The 20,342-nt window shown below is 72.9% G+C and carries 14 protein-coding genes and 1 pseudogene; 7 read left to right on the top strand and 8 right to left on the bottom strand.

What is annotated here, in order from left to right; all coding sequences use genetic code 11:
• Window positions 1-265: 265 nt before the first annotated feature.
• Window positions 266-901: a TerD family protein gene (locus ACIRPX_RS21705; RefSeq protein WP_404196913.1), complete on the bottom strand. Its 636-nt coding sequence runs from the start codon at window positions 899-901 to the stop codon at window positions 266-268.
• A 188-nt stretch (window positions 902-1,089) separates the two neighbouring features.
• Here ACIRPX_RS21705 and ACIRPX_RS21700 point away from each other — a divergent pair, with 188 nt between their 5' ends.
• Window positions 1,090-1,572, top strand: a complete 483-nt coding sequence (locus ACIRPX_RS21700) for a CBS domain-containing protein (RefSeq protein ID WP_404196911.1) — start codon at window positions 1,090-1,092, stop codon at window positions 1,570-1,572.
• Window positions 1,573-1,594: 22 nt separating this feature from the next.
• Here ACIRPX_RS21700 and ACIRPX_RS21695 read toward each other — a convergent pair whose 3' ends face one another.
• The 5 genes from ACIRPX_RS21695 to ACIRPX_RS21675 all read right to left on the bottom strand — a co-directional run bounded on the left by ACIRPX_RS21695 (window position 1,595) and on the right by ACIRPX_RS21675 (window position 11,873).
• Window positions 1,595-2,899, bottom strand: coding sequence for an SLC13 family permease (locus ACIRPX_RS21695; protein ID WP_404196908.1), 1,305 nt, complete (start codon window positions 2,897-2,899; stop codon window positions 1,595-1,597).
• 18 nt (window positions 2,900-2,917) lie between these two features.
• Entirely contained in the window at window positions 2,918-4,138 is a 1,221-nt protein-coding gene (locus ACIRPX_RS21690; protein ID WP_404197268.1) for a cation:proton antiporter, read from the bottom strand.
• 215 nt (window positions 4,139-4,353) lie between these two features.
• Window positions 4,354-9,234 carry a DNA repair ATPase gene (locus ACIRPX_RS21685; RefSeq protein ID WP_404196905.1) on the bottom strand — a complete coding sequence of 1,627 codons (4,881 nt, stop codon included), beginning with the start codon at window positions 9,232-9,234 and terminating at the stop codon, window positions 4,354-4,356.
• A gap of 80 nt (window positions 9,235-9,314) precedes the next feature.
• Window positions 9,315-11,381: a flotillin family protein gene (locus ACIRPX_RS21680; protein WP_404196902.1), complete on the bottom strand. Its 2,067-nt coding sequence runs from the start codon at window positions 11,379-11,381 to the stop codon at window positions 9,315-9,317.
• Between the two features lie 87 nt (window positions 11,382-11,468).
• Entirely contained in the window at window positions 11,469-11,873 is a 405-nt protein-coding gene (locus tag ACIRPX_RS21675) for a hypothetical protein (RefSeq protein ID WP_404196899.1), read from the bottom strand.
• A gap of 252 nt (window positions 11,874-12,125) precedes the next feature.
• On the opposite strand from ACIRPX_RS21675, the gene ACIRPX_RS21670 reads away from it, so the two are divergent.
• From ACIRPX_RS21670 to ACIRPX_RS21655, 4 genes are all read left to right on the top strand, one after another.
• On the top strand, window positions 12,126-13,184 hold the full coding sequence (locus ACIRPX_RS21670) for a PucR family transcriptional regulator (RefSeq protein WP_404197265.1): 1,059 nt from the start codon (window positions 12,126-12,128) through the stop codon (window positions 13,182-13,184).
• Window positions 13,185-13,351: 167 nt separating this feature from the next.
• Window positions 13,352-14,974 carry a 2,3-epoxybenzoyl-CoA dihydrolase gene (boxC, locus tag ACIRPX_RS21665; protein WP_404196897.1) on the top strand — a complete coding sequence of 541 codons (1,623 nt, stop codon included), beginning with the start codon at window positions 13,352-13,354 and terminating at the stop codon, window positions 14,972-14,974.
• A 4-nt stretch (window positions 14,975-14,978) separates the two neighbouring features.
• Window positions 14,979-16,400, top strand: coding sequence for a benzoyl-CoA 2,3-epoxidase subunit BoxB (gene boxB / locus ACIRPX_RS21660; RefSeq protein WP_404196894.1), 1,422 nt, complete (start codon window positions 14,979-14,981; stop codon window positions 16,398-16,400).
• Between the two features lie 10 nt (window positions 16,401-16,410).
• Window positions 16,411-17,934, top strand: a complete 1,524-nt coding sequence (locus ACIRPX_RS21655; protein WP_404196891.1) for a benzoate-CoA ligase family protein — start codon at window positions 16,411-16,413, stop codon at window positions 17,932-17,934.
• Window positions 17,935-18,091: 157 nt separating this feature from the next.
• Here the strand turns inward: ACIRPX_RS21655 and ACIRPX_RS21650 are convergent, their stop codons facing one another.
• Together ACIRPX_RS21650 and ACIRPX_RS21645 are read right to left on the bottom strand one after the other, a co-directional pair.
• Window positions 18,092-18,964 carry a PaaX family transcriptional regulator C-terminal domain-containing protein gene (locus ACIRPX_RS21650; protein WP_404196888.1) on the bottom strand — a complete coding sequence of 291 codons (873 nt, stop codon included), beginning with the start codon at window positions 18,962-18,964 and terminating at the stop codon, window positions 18,092-18,094.
• Between the two features lie 165 nt (window positions 18,965-19,129).
• Complete coding sequence (locus ACIRPX_RS21645; protein ID WP_404196885.1) at window positions 19,130-19,594, bottom strand: DUF6299 family protein; 465 nt, start codon at window positions 19,592-19,594, stop codon at window positions 19,130-19,132.
• A 226-nt stretch (window positions 19,595-19,820) separates the two neighbouring features.
• Here ACIRPX_RS21645 and ACIRPX_RS21640 point away from each other — a divergent pair, with 226 nt between their 5' ends.
• Window positions 19,821-20,015 (top strand): DUF5999 family protein, encoded by a 195-nt coding sequence (locus ACIRPX_RS21640; protein ID WP_404196882.1) that lies wholly within the window; start codon window positions 19,821-19,823, stop codon window positions 20,013-20,015.
• Window positions 20,016-20,113: 98 nt separating this feature from the next.
• Window positions 20,114-20,342: pseudogene (locus ACIRPX_RS21635) on the top strand (IS5/IS1182 family transposase); the annotation flags it as partial.

Genomic DNA, 20,342 nt, shown 5'->3' with positions numbered 1-20,342 from the left:
CGCCGCGGGCAGTGGGAATCCCTGGGACATTTTTCTGAGACTTCCATCTGCATCAACAGACACGAGCGTGAAACAGCCGAATGGTTCTTTGTTCAGGGCAGCTGCCCGCGACCACCCATCGCGGCAGGTCACGGCCTTCGCTGGTCTCTTCCGCGACATCTGAGCCCACGCGGCCGCCGTGCCCTCCCCTCCCGCACGCGTGCGGCCCGGGTAGGGCGCGGCGGCCTGTCGGGGACGTCTCCGGGGCCCGGGCCGGAAGGGCGGCTCAGGCCGCCCCGGCCGGGCTCGCCCCCGGGGCCGGGCCTGACGGGCGCCGCCGGACCGCGCCCATCTCCAGGGTGAAGGCCGCCGGTTCGCTGTCGAAGCCGCGGATCATCTCGTGGAGCTTCCAGGCGCCGGAGCGCTCGTCCCTGACGAACTCCGCGACGGTGGTCACGGTGGAGCCGGCGACGCCCGCGAAATCGTCCGCCAGCAGTTCCGTGTAGCGCTCGACGACCAGCACCCCGGCGTTCGAGATGTCACCGAAGGTCCGCCGCCCTCCGTCCTGGTGGATGACCACGCCCACCACGACCCGTCCGTAGGAGGGCGCCAGCCGGTCGAGTTCCAGCACCATCACCTCGACGAAGCCGAAGCCCTGACCGGTCTGGCTGTGCCGGGCCATGTTGATGGTGCCGTCGGGTGAGCGGCTGTCGTAGTGGACGACGTACACCGGCCGACCGTGCGGGTCGTCGGCGGAGTAGGTCGCGGCGACGATGTCGAGGTGCCGAGGCGCTTCCCCCAAGGGGCTGGGATCCCATTTGAGCCGTACCTCGACCTTGCCGAGCCCCTTGTCGACACTGCTCACCGTACGTCGCCTCCCCGCTTCGAACCGGCCAGGAACCCACCTGGCCCCACCCGTCAAGTATCGCCCGTGACCAGCCGATTGATACTTTCTTGACGCCTTCCTTGCCGACCGGGGCGGGGAGTGAGGGCGTGGCCCCTCCGGGACGCCGTACAGGTTGCGTATGTTTCTGGGCGACGGCCTGGCGCGCGGTACGGGACGCGTACGACGCTGGGCTCAGGGACGTTTCGGGAAGACGGGAGCCGACCGTGCGTGCACGTGATCTGGCGGTGGAGTACGAGTCGGTGAGCGTCGACAGCGACGCCATGGACGCCGCGCGGCTGATGGCCGAGCACAAGCTGCCGGGGCTGCTCGTCCTGGACGAGCGCGGGGAGCCCAAGGCCATCCTGCCCGCGTCGCAGATGATCAAGGTGCTGGTCCCGGCCTACGTCGTCGAGGACCCCGCGCTCGCCGCGGTGGTCGACGAGCGGCACGCCGACCGGCTCTGCCAGGCCCTGGCCGGGCGCCGTGTCGGCGACTGCCTGTCCAGCACCGCCGCCGCGCCGCCGATCGCCGACCCGGACGACACCGCCCTGGAGGTCGCGGCGCTGATGGCCCGGGTGCGCACCCCGCTGGTCGCGGTGGCCACCAAGGACAAGGCGGGTACGCATCTGCTCGGGGTGATCACCGCCTCGCACCTGTTGCACGAGCTGCTGGGCAAGGCGGGCACGATGAGCGCGCCGAGTACCTGAGCGGGCCGTCACCGGCACGGACTCAGGCCAGGACGAAGTAGCGCAGCCACAGGTACAGGGCGCTGATCAGCACGGTGACGAACGTGACGACGAGGCCGTACTTGGTGAACTGCCAGAAGGAGACGGGCTGCCGGTTGCGTTCGGCGATGCCGAGGACGACGACGTTGGCGCTGGCGCCGATCGCGGTGGCGTTGCCGCCCAGGTCGGCGCCGAGTGCCAGGGCCCACCACAGGACGTGGTGGCCGTCGGCCGCACCGCCCATGTCCTTGACCAGGTCGGCGGTGATGGGGGCCATGGTGGCCACGTAGGGGATGTTGTCGACGATGCCGGACAGCACCGCCGAGCCGCCCAGCAGGATCAGGGTGGCACCCAGTTCATGGCCGCCGGTGGCGTCCGCCAGGCCGCGGGACAGTTCGCCGATCACGCCGGTCTCGATCAGTCCTCCGACCATGACGAACAGGCCGGCGAAGAAGGCGAGCGTGGGCCACTCCACCTCGCTCAGCACCTGCCGGACCTCCACCTTCGAGACGGCGACCAGCAGCCCGGCGCCGAGCAGGGCGACGACGCTGGGCTCGTAGTGCAGCACGGGGTGCAGGACGAAGCCGGCGACGACGAGCGCGAGGACGGCCAGGCCCTGCCACAGCAGCCGCGGATCGCGGATGGCCTCGCGTTCCGTCAGGGTCATGACCTGCGCGGCCCGCTCCTCGTCGTAGACGAACGCCTTGCGGAACATCACGCGGCACAGCACCAGGAGGACCGCCGTCAGCACGGCGGCCACCGGGGCGAGGTGGACCAGGAAGTCGTTGAAGGTCAGTCCGGCCCGGCTGGCGATGATGATGTTGGGCGGGTCTCCCACCAGGGTCGCGGTGCCGCCGACGTTGGACGCCAACACCTCGGCGATCAGGAACGGCGCGGAGGCCAGGCCGAGGCGCTCGCACACCAGCAGGGTGACCGGGGCGATCAGCAGCACGGTGGTGACGTTGTCGAGGAGCGCGGAGGCCACCGCGGTGATGAGGACCAGCATCACCATCACCCGGAAGGGTCTGCCCCGGGCCCGTCTGACCGACCAGATCGCCAGGTACTCGAACAGGCCGGTCTGACGCAGCACACCGACGATCGCCATCATCCCGAGCAGCAGGAAGATCACGTTCCAGTCGACGCCGGTGTGCTCGGAGTAGAAGGCCGCCTTGTCGTCGGTGGCGCTGATCGCGAGCATCAGGCCGGCGCCGCCGAGGGCCGCGGCCGTGCGGTGGACCCGCTCGCTGATGATCAGTGCGTACGCACCCACGAACACGGCCACGGCCGCCCAGCTGTGCCAATCGCTCATACGGCCGTCTCTCTCCGCTCAGGTCGTCGCGTCCGCGTGGTCGTGCTCGTCGTCGGGGATGCCGACCAGATCCTCGACGTCGAACATGCGGGCGATGGGTACGTCGGTGCTGGAGTGCGCCACGATCGAGAAGGCGATGCACACCGCGATCAGGGTGTACGCCTCCTCGGCCCGCGGAATGCCCGACTGCAGCACCAGCAGCCCGTACACCACCGAGGCGAAGCCCTTCGGCCCGAACCACGCCGCGGTCAGCTTCTCGCGTCGCGCGAACCGGGTGCCGGTCAGCGAGATCAGCAGGGACACCGGGCGGATCAGCACGATCGCGAGCACCACCGCCACGTATCCCTGCCACGACAGGCCGGCGAACAACCGCGGCGTCAGCAGCGCCCCGAACACCAGCAGGGCGGCGAACTTCGCCAGCTCCGCCAGCGCCTCGCCCAGCGGCTCGAACGCCTCCTTCGACTCCGGCGCCACGGCGGCGAGCACGGCGCCCGCCGAGAACGCGGCCAGGTAGGGGTTGGCGTGGGTGAGGTGGCACAGGCCGTAGAGGATGACTCCGGTGGCCAGCGGCAGCAGCGGCTGCAGTTTCGGTTCGGCCCCCAGCAGCGGGACCCGTACGAGCCCGTTGACCAGCAGCGGGAGCAGCACGCCGAAGGCGAGACCGAGGGACAGCTCCAGGGCGATCCGCCCGATCGACGTCTCGTCCGCGTGGCCGGCGGCGGGGCCCGCGGCGGCGATCAGCAGCAGCACGACCGGCAGGGCCAGGCCGTCGTTGATGCCGCTCTCGACGTTGAGCAGCTGACGCAGTTTGGCCGGGACCTCCTGGCGGCCCACGATCGCCGAGGCGAACACCGGGTCGGTCGGCGCCAGCACCGCGCCGACCAGGAACGAGGTCGTCCAGTCCAGGCCCACCAGGTAGTGCGTCACCAGCGCCATGAACAAGAAGGCCAGTGGCATGCCCAGCCCGAGCGCACGGGCCGGGTTGCGCCAGTTCGCCCGCAGCTTGGCGAAGGACACGTGCTGGCCGTCGGTGAACAGGACCGCGAACAGCGCCAGGTCGGCGGTGACGGACACGATCTCGCTGTCCGGCGTGATGTGGATCAGCCCGAGGAGGCCGTCGCTGACCAGCGCCCCGCCCAGCAGGAACAGGAGTGAGGTCGACAGCACGGTGCGGGCGGCGAGCCCGGACAGCAGCACCGCGATCAGCAGGGCCACCCCGAACACGGCAACCAGTACCACCGTCAACGCCCCCGATCGGAAGAGAGAACACACCTCTGTTCGCCGACCAGGCTTCCCGGCACACCGGTGGAAACCCTACCTGTCCCTGATGGGCCCGTGACAGAACGCCCCCGCGCACCGCCGGGGCCGCCCGCTGCCGGGCCCCGGCAGGCGACGCCGCTCGCGGGACGGAGCTCCCGGTGGGCGGCCTCGGTCCACCGGCCGCCGCGGGGACGTCACGGCCGCTCCTGACGCCCGGCCGCGTGCCGGGCGGCGGGGGCGGTGAGCGGACCGCGCGGGTCGGCGGCCCGGGTGATCGCCGTCTCCACGGCCGCGATCCGGTCGGCGAGCAGGCCGAGGGTGGCGACCGCGCGCGTGAGGGGGTCGTCCTGGGGCCCGCCGACGGCCTGGGTGCGGACGTAGGCGGCTTTCAGCTCGGCCCAGCGCGCGGCCCGGTCACCGGTCAGGGTGCCGCGCAGCTCGGCCAGTTTCAGCAGGTTGGCCTCGGCGCCGGTGGTGAGGGTCTGGGCCTCGGCGGTGTAGTGGTCGTCGAGGACGGCGGCGAGTTCGGCGTCGTTCATCACGGGCTGGATGCGCTGGGCGATCTTGTTCATGTTGCGGTAGGAGCCCTGGAGCCGGAAGGGCGGTTCGGTGCGGGTCGGGTCCGAGGTGGCCGCCGAGGAGATGTACGCAGCGTTCACCGCGAGGACCGTCGCGCGGGCGGTGAGCAGGTGGCGCAGCACGGCCAGGATCCGCTCCAGCTCGGCGGCGGCGTAGGGGTGGGCGAGGCGGTCCGCGCGGGCCGTGGCGTCGCCCTCCGCCAGGCGCACCAGCAGCTGCAGGTCGTCGCGGCCGCGGCCGGCGAGCGGCGCGAGGACCGGGTTGGCGGTGAGCGCGTTCTCGACGAAGCTGAGGGCGAACGCGTGCTCCTTGCCGGTCAGGACGTCGCCGAGGTTCCACACGTCGGCGCGGTTGGCGAGCATGTCGGGGATCCGGAAACGGCTGCCGGACTCGGTGTAGGGGTTGCCGGCCATGCAGACGGCGAAGCGCTTGCCCCGAAGGTCGTAGGTGCGCGGTTCGCCGTCCCGTACGCCCTCGATGCGGCGGGTGGCGTCGCACAGCGGGATGAACCTCTGCAGCAGTTCGGGCGAGGTGTGCTGGATGTCGTCCAGGTAGAGGAGGGTGTTGTTGCCGGCCTCCAGGGCGAAGTTGATCCTCTCGACCTCCTGGCGGGCGGTGGCGTTCGGGGCCTCGGCCGGGTCGAGCGAGGTGACCGCGTGCCCGAGCGCGGGGCCGTTGACCTTGACCAGGATCAGGCCGAGGCGGTCGGCGACGTACTCCATGAGCGTCGTCTTGCCGTATCCCGGCGGGGAGACGAGCAGCAGCAGACCGCCGGTGTCGGTGCGCCTGTCCTCGCCCGTGGTGCCGAGCTGTTTGGCCAGGCTGTCGCCGATCAGCGGCAGGTAGACCTCGTCGACGAGCCGGTTGCGGACGAACGTCGCCATCACGTGCGGCCGGTACTCGTCCAGGCGGAGCCGCGTGCGCTCGGCCGCCACGAGGGCGGTGCGACGGCGCTGGTGGGCGCGGTGTGCGGGCACCTCGTGGGTACGGAACGCCCGGGTGCGGGCGAGGAGTTCGTCGACGCGGACGGTGAGGGTGCGGCGGCTGATGCGCGGGTGGGTGCCGAGCAGTCCGCCGACGGTCTCGCCGAGCGGTGCGTCGCACTCGTAGCGGAGCAGGCCGGGGCAGAGCTCCGCCGCGACCGCCTCGGCCAGGTCGCCGGGGCCGACGTCCGTGCCGGTGGCGGTGGCGTACGAGGTGAGCCACGCCTCGACGAGCTGCCGGCGGGCGGCCGGGTCGTCCAGGGCGGCCAGGTCGTCGTCATAGGCGGAGGTGCCCACCGTGCGGCGGAACTTGTCGAGCAGCGTGCGGGCGCCGGTGCTGAGGACGAAGCCCGCCGGGCCGGTGGTCAGCTCCTCGAAGAGGTAGCCGGCGGCGCCGGCCGCGCTCTCGCCGCCGATCGCCTGTGCCAGCTCCCGCTCCAGGTCGGCGATGGCCGGGGCTAGGCCGAAGGTCTCCCGGGCACGGGCGAGGGAGACGGCCCGGCGTGTCCAGGCGTCGCGTTCGCCGGCGGTGGCGGCCTGGGCCCAGAACAGGTGGGCGGCGGCGCGGGCGGCCGGCTCGTGGCGGAGCGGGCCCGCCCCCTCGTGCAGGCGCAGCAGTGCCGTGAGGATCAGTACGGCGTCGTGGTCGTGGACGCCGCGTTCGTACCCCTCGTCGTGGGCCGCCTCCGCCGCCCGCCGGACCAGGGCCGGCAGATCGGCCTCCGCCAGCGCCGCCGGGCCGTGCTCGTCCAGCAGCCGGGCCGCCAGGTGCTCGGCGCGGTAGACCTCGGGCGACTCCGAGGGCAGGGGGCGGTCCCCGTACGGCCGGCCGGCCGTGAAGTCCGGGTCGGTCACCGGTGAGCGGTAGTCGGTGCCGGTCAGGGCGAAGGCGAGGCCCTCGCCGCAGGGGACCATGGTGAGGTCCAGGGGCTGGGTGTTCACGGCGAAGCGGTGGGCGCCGAGACGGATCGTACGGCCGTCGTCGCTGTAGAGGTCCCGGCGGTCGCGCAGCGCGCGCAGGGCTTCCTGGCGGGCGGCCTTGAGACCGCCGTCGAGTTCCTCCGCCCGTACCTGGTCGCCGAGTTCGCGCAGTTCACCGGCGATGCGGCGGACCTTGGCGGGCATGGGGTCGGAGGTGAAGTACGCGGCGACGGCGTCCGCGTCGGAGAGGGCCGCGGCGCGGCGGGCCACCGTCCGCAGGACGCGGGCGGCGGAGTCGGCGAGGCGTTCGGCGCGGCGGGCGCGGGCGTCGGCGAGGGTCTGCTTGCGGACGGCGAACGCCTCGTGGAGCTCCTCGCGCTGGTCGGCGAGCTCGCCCAGGAGGTCGTCGATCTCGGCGAACTCCGAGAAGCGTGCCTCCAGGTTCTCCACCTGGACGAGCATGCGGGCCAGCTGCTCCTCGCAGGCCTCGGGGGTGTCCGCGGCGGCGAGTGCGCCGGTGACCGACTGCTGGAGCAGGGCGAACTCGGCGGCGAACTCGGCGCGTCCCTCCCGGTCGAGGAGTTCACGGCGGCGGCCGTCGAGGGTGGCGCGGGCCCGGTTGACGCCGCCGAGGACCTCCGCGATGCGCTCCAGGACGGCGGTGCGGACCGTGGCGTCGCCGATGTCGAGCCCGGCGACGACCTCGGTCACCGTGCGCAGCCCGTCGGCGAGTTCGCCGAGGCGGGCGGCGACGGGTGCGGCCTCGGCGACGGTGGCGATCGTCTCGGCCTCGGTGGCGAGCCGCTCGGCGTCGGCCCGGTGCTCGGTGAAGGCGTCCTCGCGGGCGAGGTGGGTGACGGCCCGCCGGCCGAAGGCGGCGAGGTCGGCCGCGGCGTCCGCGGCGAGCTCGTCGATGCGGCCGGTGTCCGCGTACCGCATGTCCTTGAGGGTGAGCAGATGCCCCTGGGCATGCCGGAGTTCGGTCAGGCCGGTGACCCAGGCGGCGGCCCCGCGCGGGGTCTCGCCGCGCAGGCGCCGCACGACGGCCGCGATGCGCGCCGCGGCCTCGGTGAGGGCGTCCGCGGCCCGGCGGGTGAGGACCTGGACGGTCTCGAACTCGGCCAGCACCTGGTCGGCGGTGGCGCGCACCTGCCCGAGCGGCTCGCGCAGATCGCCGAGTTCGCTCTCGCCCAGCCAGTGGTGCGCGTCGGCCGCTCGGACGCACGCGTCGACCAGTGCCGCGTACACCTCGCTCGTCGGCGTCGTCTCCGCCGCCGCCCGGCTGACGGCCAGGCAGTCGGAGATGCCGCGCACCAGGTCGGCGTTGCCGACGCGGGCCAGCGGGCCGGCGCCGACGGGGCGGGTGGCGGCATACGTGTCGGAGACGAAGGGCGAGTCCCACAGCTGGAGCGGGTGCACGCGCTGTGCCTCGTCACCGTCGGCCCGCAGCACCATCAGCCTGCCGTCGTCGAACAGGGCCCAGCCGAGGCAGGTCAGCGGGGTGGCGACCGCCTTGCGGATCATGTTGTACGGCAGCAGCAGGCTGCGTCCTTCCGCCCGCGCGTGGAAGGCGTACAGCACGTCCTCGCCGTTCGGGGAGCGCACCTCGCGCTCGAACTCCAGGCCGTCCACGTCGAGGTCGTACGTCTTGTGGGTGCCCGCGGCCAGGCAGTAGCCGCCGGGGAAGACGACGCCCTGGTCCTCCGGCAGGCGGCGGCAGGCCCGGCCGATGCCGTCGAGGCGGACGACGGTCCTGGTCAGCGTGTTGAACACCAGGTGGCGGTCGGTGTCCTCCCGATAGGGGCGGATCCGCAGCAGGATCAGCACGCCCACGCGCGCGAACGCGATGTCCGCGTCGGCGAGGGACTGCAGCGGCTCGTCGACCGGCTCGGAGTAGATCCCCTCGGCGGTCTCGGTGTCGTTCTCGGTCTTGACGGTCAGCGTCCCGCCGACCGTCCCGACGAAGACCTCGTCCTGCACGCGGACGTGCGGGTGGCGGCCCAGGACGTGGTGCTCCCGGGTCGTGACGGTCCACTCGACGTCGTGGGAGGGCGGGAAGACGTCGTCGCGTTCGCCGCGCGCGTCGAGGAAGGCCGCCTGCCCGTCGCCGGTCACCCTCCAGCGCAGGACACGGATGTCGCCGGCCTTCTCCCCCGTCTGGAAGACGGCGAGCAGGGTGGCGTCCACGAGGCGGAGCTGGAGCAGGTGGGCCTGGCGGTAGTAGCGGTGGAGGGCGGCGAACTCGCGGACGAACGCGGGGTCGTCCAGCAGGCCGGGCACGGCGTCGTCGGGCAGCCGGTTCACCTCGCGGTCGTGGAGCGCGAGGACGTCGCCGACCGTCGTCCCGCCCTTCGGGCCGGGCACCGCGGTGGACCCGAAGAGCAGGACGTCACCGAGAGAGACGATGTCGCGGGGCACGCAGGTGTGCTCGGTGCGCAACCGCCCGGTGCCGGCCAGCGCGAGCCGGGTCGAGCCGAACTCCTCGGCGCGGCGGGCGTTCAGCTCCTCGGCGCGGCGGGCGAGTTCGGCGGCCTGCGCGGTGAGGCGGTCGCGCAGGACCTCGTAGGTACCGGTGTCCTGGCCGGTGGTCATGGATCCCTCTCAACGGGTCGAAGGAGATACGTGGTCCGGAGCCGCCGTCCCCTGTGCGGCGGCTCCGGACCACGGGCGGGTCAGAGCTTGGCGCTGCCGTTGAGGGCCGCCAGCGAGGCGTCGGCGACACCCAGCTCGCCGGCCTTGTCCAGCAGTTGCTGGAGTTGTCCGGCGTTCGCGCCGCCGCCGTTCATGAGCTTCATCAGCAGGGCGGACACGGTCAGGTTCTGCACGTCGGCCGTCGAGACCGGGCCGAGGACGCGGCCGAGGTCGTCCGTGAAGCTCGACGTACCGTCCAGCCAGGGCTTCGCGAGCGCCTGTGCCGTCTCGGAGTGCTGGACGAAGCCGTCGACTCCCTTGCCGAGCGCGATCGAGGAGAGCAGCCGGTCGAAGAAGACCGAGTCGCCGCCCACGATGTCGATGTCGGCGTGCTCCAGACCGGTGGCGAGCACCGTGGCCTGGGCCTCGGCGACCTGCTTCTGCACGTCGAGCCCGGCGAGCCGGACCTCCTTCTCCGCCTGCAGCCGCAGCCGGTACTCCTCGTGCCCGCGGGACGCGTCGTCGAGCGCGGCCATCGCCGCCGCCTTCTCGGTGAGGCCGGCCGCCTCCGCCTTCAGCTTCTCGCCGATGCCCTCGGCCTCGGCGAGCGCCTTGGCCCGGCCGCCCTCCGCCTCGGCGCGCATGCACGCCTCGGTGCCCTCCGCCTGGGCCCGCAGACGCGCCGCGGTCGCCTCGGCCTCCGCGCGGCCCGCCTTCTCGGTGACCTCGGCCTCCTTGTCGCGGACCTGGACGGCGGCCAGGCCCTCGGCGGCGGATTCGGCCTGGACGCCCTCGGCGAGCCGCAGCTTGGCCCGGGCGTCGAGGTCGGAGGTCTTCAACCGGGCCTCGGCCAGGGTGAGTTCCTCGGCCGCCTGGTGGACGGCCGCCTGCTCGGCGGCCTCCGCGGCCTTGATGTCCTTGACCAGCTTCTCCTGCGCCTCGGCCTCGGCGGCGATGATCACGGCCTGCCGCTGCCGCTCCGCGTCCTCCACGGCGCGCAGCGTCTTGATGGACTCCTCCTGCTCGGCGACCGTACGGTCCACGGCCACCCGCTCCCGGACGACCTCGGCGATCTCCCGCTTCTCCGCCTCGACCTCCTTGTCGGCGGCGATCCGCGTCAGCTGGGTCTCCCGCTCGCGCGCGATGGCCTCCAGCATCCGGTCCTTCTCGACGCGCTCGTTCTCGACGGCGATGACCCGCTCGCGGTTCTTCGCGGCGACGGCGATCTCGCGGGCCTGGTTCTCGCGCTGGACGCCGAGCTTCTCCTCGGTGGCCAGGAACGCGCCCTGCGCCCGCAGCCGCTCCTCCTCCACGACCCGCGCCGTCTCGGCCTCCTCGCGCGCCCGCACGGTGTCGATCTCGCGCCGCTGCTTGATCTCGGCGTCCGCCTGCCGGCGCTCCAGCTCCAGGATGGCCTCGCGGGCGTCGACGTTCTGCCGCGTGATCTCCTTCTCCTCGGTGCGCTGGGCCTCGTTGGTGCGCACGTGCTCGACCACGGTCAGCTCGGTGATCTTGCGGATGCCCTGGGCGTCGAGCACGTTGGCCGGGTCGAGCTGGGCCAGCGGCGTCTGCTCCAGGTAGTCGATCGCCGCGTCCTCCAGGTGGTAGCCGCTGAGGTCGACACCGATCAGCTCGATGATCTTGTAGCGCAGTTCCTCGCGCTTGGTGTACAGGTCGGTGAAGTCCAGCTGCTTGCCGACGGTCTTCAGCGCCTCGGAGAACTTCGCGTGGAAGAGCTCCTGCAGCGTCTTCTGGTCGCTCGCCCGCGCGGTGCCGACGGCCTGGGCGACCTTGATGACGTCCTCGACGGTCTTGTTGACCTTCACGAAGAACGAGATCCGGATGTCGGCACGGATGTTGTCCCGGCAGATCAGCCCGTCCCGGCCGGCCCGGGTGATCTCGATGGTCTTCACCGAGATGTCCATCACCTCGGCCTTGTGCAGCACCGGCAGCACGACCTGTCCGGTGAAGGTCACGTCGACCTTGCGCAGCTTGGAGACGATCAGGGCCTTGCCCTGCTCCACCTTGCGGAACAGCCGGGAGACGAAGAGCACGGCGAGCAGGCAGACGGCGACGAGCACGCCGATGCCCACGATCATGGGATTCATGGCATACGTCCTTGAGGCGTATAGGAGTTCGAGCGAGAGGTTGCGACAGGAGATGGGCCGTGCCCGGGGCGGGTGCGGCGGCGCGGCTCAGGCGGCGTGACCCGGCGGCGGGGGCACGGCCGCCGCGGGTTCGTCCGGGAAGAGCCGGTGCAGGGGCCGCACGATCAGGCAGGCGGCGGCCCAGGCCAGGAGCAGCGCTCCGGCGGCGGCGGCCAGGCGCAGCGGCCCGGCGACGGCTCCCGGGGGCCGGAACACGGTGAGCAGCACGGCGGCCGAGACGCTCAGGCCCCAGGCCAGCACCGTCAGCAGCGAGAGGGCGACCGCCACGGGCACCCCGCCCAGGCGCCACGCCCGCAGGTCCACGTCCGCGTCGAAGCTGTCGACGCCGGTGATCCGCACCAGGGCCAGGAGCCAGAAGCAGACGACCACGACGAGCGCCGCGGTCGGCAGGATGGTGGGCAGGCCGGTGGCGGCCACCAGAAACGTCCGCATCCCGCTGCCCCCCCCCTTCCGCCCGCGGCCCGCGCCGGTCGTGTACTCCGGCGGTGCACGGCTCCCCTCCGGATCCCGATGCCGACACCTGCCGGTGTCCGGCATCGGAACCATCCGCCGTGCTCCCCGCGAGCCATGGTCGACGATCGCGCCCGGCCCGCGCATTGCCGGTTTCCGGCAGTGTTCACTAGGGTCTGCATGCCGGTGACCGCCAGGAACCGTCAGCGGCACGTCAAGATTGCGGGGGACGATGTGGCGAACCGGGAGATTCCCGAGGAGTATCTCGACGGCTACGACCGCATCCTGGCCGAGGTCTCGGCCACCGGCCGGCGCCTGACCCGGGACGAGATCGCCTCGCGCCGCGCGCTGGGCGAGCAGGCGGCGGAAGCCGGTCACCGACTGCGCGCCCTGGTCAGCGCCCACCTCACCGCCGCCCGCACGGCCTGGCCCGACGCGGGAGGCACGGCCGACAGCGCGCTCGCCGCCGTCCAGCAGGTCATCGACGCGTTCGCCGAGGGTTTCGAGCGCGCCGAACTCCTCGCCGTACGCCAGGAGGAGGCCGCCCGCCGGGAGTTCATCGACGACCTCCTCTACGGCCGCAGCGACCTGGGCCGTCTCGCCGAACGCGCCGAGCGCTTCGGCCTGCGCCTGTCCCACGCCCACGCGGTGGCCGTCGCGCAGGGCCGGACCGCCTACGGCGAGGCCGATCCGGTGCCGCGGCAGGTGGAGCGGGCCGTCATCGCGCGGTTCGGCGACCGCAGCGTCCTGCTCACCACCAAGGACGGCCGGCTGCTGTGCATCGCCCCCGGCCACCAGGACGAGGTGCTCGCCCACTTCGCCAAACAGGCGTACGCCGCCACCGACGGCGGCCGCGTCGCCATCGGCCGGCCCCAGCCCGGCCCCGGCGGCGTCGTCCATTCCTACGAGGAGGCGCTCAACGCGCTCGAACTGGCCGAGCGCCTCGACCTCGACGACCCGGTCCTGCGCGCCGCCGACCTGCTCGTCTACCCCGTCCTCACCCGCGACCGGCAGGCCATGGCCGACCTCGTCGTCGACACCCTGGGCCCGCTGGCCGCGGCCCGCGGCGGGGCCGTGCCGCTGCTCGACACCCTCACCGCGTACTTCGACTCCGGCTGCGTGGCCGCCGAGGCAGCCCGCCGCCTCTCGCTGAGCGTGCGCGCGCTGACCTACCGCCTGGACCGCATCCACAAGCTCACCGGCGCCAATCCCGCCGACCCGGCCCACCGCTACATGCTCCAGACCGCGGTCATCGGCGCCCGGCTGCTGGACTGGCCGGCCACGGAGCTCTGACACGGACGCGGTCCCGCGGCGGCGGTCCGGGACCGGAGCGGCCGCAGGGCGGCAGCCGGCGCGGCTCGTTCCGGCCGCTTTTTGTTCTACAGAACCTTGACGCCCTGCCGCTCTTCTGTAGACGATCGAGGCATCGGTACCCGCACCGGCGCGAGGAGGCGCTCGGCATGGTGGAGGTGTCCTTCGACCGGAGCCCTCAGACGTACCGGCACTGGAGGCTGCGTACGGACGGGCCGGTCGCCTGGCTGGAGCTGGACGTCGACGAACAGGGCGGACTGGTCCCCGGCTACGAGCTCAAGCTCAACTCCTACGACCTCGGTGTGGACATCGAGCTCCACGACGCGCTCCAGCGGCTGCGCTTCGAGCACCCCGAGGTACGGGCCGTGGTGCTGACCAGCGCCAAGGAGAACGTCTTCTGCGCGGGCGCGAACATCCGGATGCTCGCGAACTCCCCGCACGCGTGGAAGGTCAACTTCTGCAAGTTCACCAACGAGACCCGCAACGCCATGGAGGACGCCTCCGCGCACTCCGGTCTCACCTTCATCGCCGCGGTCAACGGCTCCTGCGCGGGCGGGGGTTACGAGCTCGCGCTGGCCTGCGACCGCATCCTGCTGATCGACGACAACGCCTCGGCGGTCGCCCTGCCCGAGGTGCCGCTGCTGGGCGTGCTGCCCGGCACCGGCGGGCTGACCCGGCTGACGGACAAGCGTCGGGTGCGCAAGGACCTGGCCGACGTCTTCGCCACCCGCAGCGACGGCGTCAAGGGCCGGACGGCCGTCGACTGGCGGCTGGTCGACGAGGTGGTGCCGCGGCGGGAGTTCCGGGCCGTCGTGGAGCGGCGGGCGCGGGAGGCGGCGGCGCGCCGTCCCCGCCCCGGGGACGTCCAGGGCATCCGGCTCGGGCCGCTGGAGCGGGAGACCACCGGGGACGGGATCCGCTACCGGTACGTGCGGGCCGCGTTCGACCGTCCGGGCGGACTCGTCCGGATCACCGTCCGCGGGCCGGGCGAGGAGGACGGCTGGCTGCTCGCCCTCACCCGTGAACTCGACGACCTGATCCTGCGGCTGCGCACGAACGAGCCCGAGCTGGGCACCTGGGTGCTGCGCACCGAGGGCGACCCGGAACGCGTACTCGCCCACGAGCGGCGGCTGCTGGACGCGAAGGACGACTGGCTGGCGAACGAGGTCCTGCACTACTACAAGCGCACCCTGAAGCGGCTCGACGTCACCAGCCGCAGCCTCGTCGCGCTGATCGAGCCGGGCAGCTGCTTCGCGGGGCTGCTGCTGGAGCTCGCGCTCGCCTGCGACGTGCAGTACATGCTGGACGGGCCGCCGGTCGAGGATCCGGACAGCCCGCGGCGGGCCCGGCTCGCCCTCGCGGAGGCGAACTTCGGCCTCCTCCCGATGGGCAACGGGCTGTCGCGCCTCCAGTCCCGCTTCTACGGCCGGCAGGACCATCTCGACCGGCTGCACCAGGAGGCGGGGCGCCGGCTGGGCGCCGCCGAGGCCCGTGAACTCGGACTCGTCACCGACGCGCCCGACGACCTCGACTGGGAGGACGAGATCCGCCTCGTCCTGGAGAACCGGGCCGCGCTGAGCCCGGACGCGCTGACCGGGATGGAGGCCAACCACCGGTTCGTCGGCCCGGAGACCATGGAGTCCAAGATCTTCGGCCGCCTCAGCGCCTGGCAGAACTGGATCTTCGTACGCCCGGGCGCCTCGGGACCGGACGGCGCGTTGCGCCGCTACGGCACCGGGCGGCGGGCGGTCTACGACCGGAAGCGAGTGTGACCCGATGCCCACGGCCATCGACTACGACTCCAAGATCCCCAACAATGTCGGTCTCTCCGACGACCGCCGGCTGCAGCGGGCGCTGGAGGGCTGGCAGCCCAAGTTCTTCGGCTGGTGGGGCGAGATGGGCCCGTCCCTGGAGAACCACGGCGTCTATCTGCGTACGGCGGTGTCGGTGGGCCGCGACGGCTGGGCGCACTTCGGCCATGTGAACGTGCCCGACTACCGCTGGGGCATCTTCCTCGCCGAGCCCACCCCGGACCGCCGGGTCGCCTTCGGCGAGCACCGGGGCGAGCCGGTCTGGCAGCAGGTGCCCGGCGAGTACCGCGCCGAACTGCAGCGGCTGATCGTCGTCCAGGGGGACACCGAGCCCGCCTCCGTCGAGCAGCAGCGCCTGCTCGGGCTGAGCGCGCCGAGCCTGTACGACCTGCGCAACCTCTTCCAGGTCAACGTGGAGGAGGGGCGCCACCTGTGGGCGATGGTGTACCTGCTGCACGCCTACTTCGGCCGGGAGGGACGCGAGGAGGCCGAGGCGCTGCTGTACCGCAACTCCGGCAGCCCCGACGCGCCGCGCATCCTCGGCGCGTTCAACGAGGAGACCGCCGACTGGCTGGCCTTCTTCATGTTCACGTACTTCACCGACCGGGACGGCAAGTACCAGCTGGGCTCGCTCAGGGAGAGCGCCTTCGACCCGCTGTCGCGGACCTGCGTCTTCATGCTGAAGGAGGAGGCGCACCACATGATGGTCGGCACCACCGGTGTCGACCGGGTGGTCACCCGCAGTGCCCAGCTCGTGCGCGAGCACGACACGCTGGACATCGCGGCCTGCGGCGGCATCCCGCTGGACATCGTCCAGAAGTACATCAACTTCCACTACACGGTCTCCCTGGACCTGTTCGGCAGCGAGACCTCCACCAACGCGGCCAACTACTACACCGCAGGGCTCAAGGGCCGCTGGCAGGAGGAGCGGCGGGACGACGACCACCGGCTCACCGAGGACGGCGCACGGCTGGACAGGCCCGCCCCGGACGGGAGCTGGGGCGTGGACGAGGTGCCCGCGCTGCTCGCGCTCAACCTCGACCTGCGCGACGCGTACATCGCCGACTGCCGGACCGGCGTCCGGCGCTGGAACCGCATCCTGGACGAGCACGGCGTCGACTTCCGGCTGAGGCTGCCGCATCCCGGCTTCAACCGCCACGTCGGCCTCGCCTCCGGCCATCACGTCACACCCGACGGCACGATCGTCGACGAGGAGACCTGGGAGGCGAGCCGCGGGCACTGGCTGCCGACGGCCGAGGACCTGGCGTTCGTACGGTCGTTGATGCGGCCGGTGTACGAGCGCGGGAAGATCGCGAGCTGGGTGGCGCCACCGGTGAACGGCATCAACGGCAAGCCGTTCGACTACGAGTACGTCCGACTGGTGTGAGGCGGCCCCGATGCCCGAGCTGTTCAACGCGGCGCAGTGGCTGGTCGACCGGCAGGTGGCGGACGGCAACGGCGGTCGCACGGCCGTCGTGACGCCCACCCGCTCCCTGACCTACGCGGAGCTGTCCGGCGAGGTGCGCCGGGTGGCGGCCGGGCTGCGGGCCCTCGGGGTACGGCCCGAGGAGCGCGTCCTGTTCTGCATGGCGGACGACGTCGAGCTGTTCACCGGCATCCTCGCCGCCTTCCGCATCGGTGCGGTGGCGGTGCCCGCCTCGACCATGCTCACCGGGGCGGAACTGGGCAGGCTGGTCGCGGACTGCCGTACCCGGGTGGTGCTGGGATCGGCCGGGTTCGCGCCCCTGGTGCGGGCCGCGGCGCAGCACGCTCCGGAGGTCGAGCACGTCGTCCTGGGCGACGCGTGGCAGCGGCTGCGGGCCGCCGGCGCGGACGAGGAGCCGTACCCCACCTGGCCGGACTCCCCCGCCCTGTGGCTCTACACGTCCGGCACGACGGGCACCCCCAAGGCGGCCATGCACCGGCACGACGGCATCAGGCTCGTCGCGGAGAACTACGGGCGGCAGGTGCTCGGCATCGGCCCCGGGGACCGGTGCCTGTCGGTGGCGAAGCTGTTCTTCGCCTACGGCCTCGGCAACTCGATGTTCTTCCCGCTGTCGGCCGGCGCCACCGCGCTGCTGGAGCCCGGCCGGCCCTCGCCCGCGCTGTTCGCCGAACGGGCGGCGGCCGACCGGGCCACGGTCCTGTACGGGGTGCCCGGCTTCCTCGGGGCGCTGCTCGCGAGCCCCGACGTCCCCGACGACGCCTTCAGGACCGTACGCGTGGGCGTCTCGGCGGGTGAGGCGCTGCCGGCGCGGATCCACCACGGGATGCGGGAGCGGTTCGGCGTCGAGGTGCTCGACGGGATCGGGTCCACCGAGCTGCTGCACATCTTCATCTCCAACCGGCAGGGGCAGGTCCACCCCGGCTCCTCCGGCGAACCTGTTCCGGGGTACGCCGTGGAGCTGCGGGACGCCGAGGGCCGGGTGGTGGCCGGTGAGGGCGTGCCCGGCGAGCTCTACGTGCGCGGGGCGTCGGCCGCCACCGGCTACTGGTGCCGGGCCGCGACCACCCGTCAGGTCTTCCTCGGCGACCGGGTGCGCACCGGCGACACCTACGTACGCAACGGCGACGGCACGTACACCTGCATGGGCCGCACCAACGACCTGCTCAAGGCGGGCGGCATCTGGGTCTCGCCCGCCGAGGTCGAGGAGCGGCTGCTGGCCCATCCGGACGTGGCGGAGGCCGCCGTGGTGGGCGCGCGGGACGCGGACGGGCTGGACCGGCCGGTGGCCTGCGTGGTGCCGCGGGCCGGGCGCGAGGTCGACGGGGAGGCGCTGGTCGCCTGGTGCCGGGAGGGCCTCGCGGCGTTCAAGCGGCCGCGCGCGGTCGTCGGCCTGGACGAGCTGCCGCGTACGCCGACGGGGAAGATCCGGCGCAACGTGCTGCGGGAGATGGTCCGTTCCCGGCAGGCGCCGTGATGCGGCGGTGAGAGGGTCTCGCCAGGCCGAAGCGGGCGTGGTGGCCGGGGAGTTCGCGCGGGTCGGCCCGGCGAGGACGGACGGGACGTCCGGGCACGTCCTCCACGGCGGCCGACGGCGGCCGCGGGGCGCCGTGGCGAGTGCTGTCAGACACCCCCTAGGGGCGGCGGGCGGGAGTGGGGAGTTCGTGCGCCAGTTCCTCCCAGCGCCGCTGGGCGGCCGCGCTCCAGTCCGCGTGCCGGCCGTGGAAGAGGTCCACCGCCCGTGCTCCGCTCCAGCCCGCGGGCAGGAGCCTCGAGGGCAGGCGCGGGTCCAGGAAGGGGAAGCGGCGCCACTCGTGGACGAGCCGGGTGAGGTCGTGGAGGACGGCGTCGCCGTCCGCGGGGTGCAGCCCCGTGAACTCGTCGATGAAGGACTCGTAGCGGTCCTCCACCTCGCTCAGGTCCCAGGCGCGGGCGACCATGGCCGGCTCGCTGCCCACGGCGCCGTAGGCCGCGGTGAAGGACATCGCGCCGTCGGCCAGGCCGAGTTCCTTCAGCACGGCGAGCGCCTCCGCCTCCCGGTCGGCGCGGGGCGTGATCCACACGCCGGGCTCCGGGGAGCCGAATCCGGCCCAGCTCAGCCCCGTGCGGACGCGGTGGCGCAGGTCGCGCTTGGACTCCGGCACCGAGACCAGGACCACCAGCCAGGTGCCGTCCCAGGCACCTTCCTCGCGCCCGAAGCCGTAGATGCGCTGCGCGCCCTCGGTCAGCAGCCGGCGTCCCGGCGGGGTCAGCGCCCAGCGCACCCGGCGGCCCACCCGCTCCGAGGCGAGCCAGCCCTCCGCCGCCGTACGGGCCAGGGACTGGCGGGCCGACTTCTCCTCGACGCCGAACAGCGCGAGCGCCTCCACCAGCGCCGAGGTCCACACGGGCCGGCCGCGCGGCAGGACGTACTCGCCGAGCATGGTCATCAGCAGCGAACGGGCGCTGGTGTCACCGACCTCGCGGCGCCTGCTGACCACCGGCCGCGCGGACGCGTCCTTCGCCATGCCCGTCACTCCCCTCGCCGCCGGTCTCCCGCTGCCGTACTTGCACAATATCGTGTCGTTGCGCGAGGGATAAGTAGAGCGTTTCGCCCGGGCGGCCCCTTCCGGACATGCCGCCGCGCCGCCGGCCTCGACGTCCGGCGGGGCGGCGGCGGGGCGGGGCGGCGCTCAGGCCTTGGTCAGGGTGACCTCGTGCCGCTCCACGGCGTGGAAGCGGGGCAGCGGCAGGATGCCGTGGAAGGTCAGCTCCGTGACGGTGGCCTCGACGCTGACCTTGCCGGGCGCGACCTCCATGGACGGCACGCTGCTGTTCTCCCAGCGGTGTGTCTCCCCGTCGCAGACGGCGGCCGTGCCGCCGATGCCCTGGATCACGGTCGTGGTGCCCCCGGCGGAGGTCGTGGAGCTTTTGCGCACGTTGGAGCTGACGAAGGCCGCTCCGTCGCCGCCCACGCAGCGGTACGTGCCGGAGAGCGTGACGGTGCCGTCCTCGGCGATACGGCCCGTCGGGTCGACGGTCACCGTCTCCTGCACGTCCGTGGACCGCTGCGGGGCCGCGGTCGCCGGGGCGGCCGGAGCGGCGAGCAGGAACAGGGCGGCACCGGCGGCGAGGGCCAGGGCGGGACGCTTGGTCATGGGGAACCTCCTGTAGGTGGGGTTTCCACAGGTACCCGGCGGCGACGCCGACGGCCGTGACCGTCACCCCTTCGGTGGCGAGTCCGCACCGACCGTCGTGGAACCGTCCGGGGGTTGTCCGCGTGTTGTCACGCTTCGCGGCCGGCCGTTCCGGCGGGCGCACGGGAGGAGCATGGTCGTCGCACAGGGACCCGACGGACGGTCCCGACCGACGTGGAGGTGCGCCATGCGTTCCCACCAGTCCTCGTGCCCTTCCTTCGACGGCAACGCCGCGCACGTCGTCGCCGCCCACCCCGAGCAGGGCTGGAGCCTGCTGTGCGACGGCGCGATCGTCTTCGACGACACCGGCGAGCTGACCTCCGACGGCCGGGCCGTCGCGCCGCACCGGGTGCCCGTCGAGCGGCTCGCCGTCGCGGCCTGAGCGGACCACTGCGGGTCGACATCCCCTAGAAGGCTCATGAAGATCTTGGGGTTCTGGCCCCGCCGCGTGAGCGGCGGGGCCAGACTCGTTTTGTGGTGATGGGGGAATGGGCCGGGGAGACGGTCGGGCCGGATGTGTGGGAGACGTGCCGGGAGTTGATCCCGGCCGGGAGTGTGTTCGCGTTTCTGGCGGAGCACCGTGGTGCGCTGTTTCCGGCGGAGATGTTCGCGGACATGTACCCGTCGGCGAACGGGCGGCCGAGCATGCCGCCGCAGATCCTGGCCGCGGCGGTCACGCTGCAGTCCCTGCACGGACTGTCGGACTTCG

It is taken from the genome of Streptomyces sp. NPDC101225, assembly GCF_044767585.1.
Classification (GTDB): domain Bacteria; phylum Actinomycetota; class Actinomycetes; order Streptomycetales; family Streptomycetaceae; genus Streptomyces.
The sequence above is the reverse complement of the archived record's forward strand: the minus strand, read 5'-3'. Positions and strand labels throughout refer to the sequence as shown.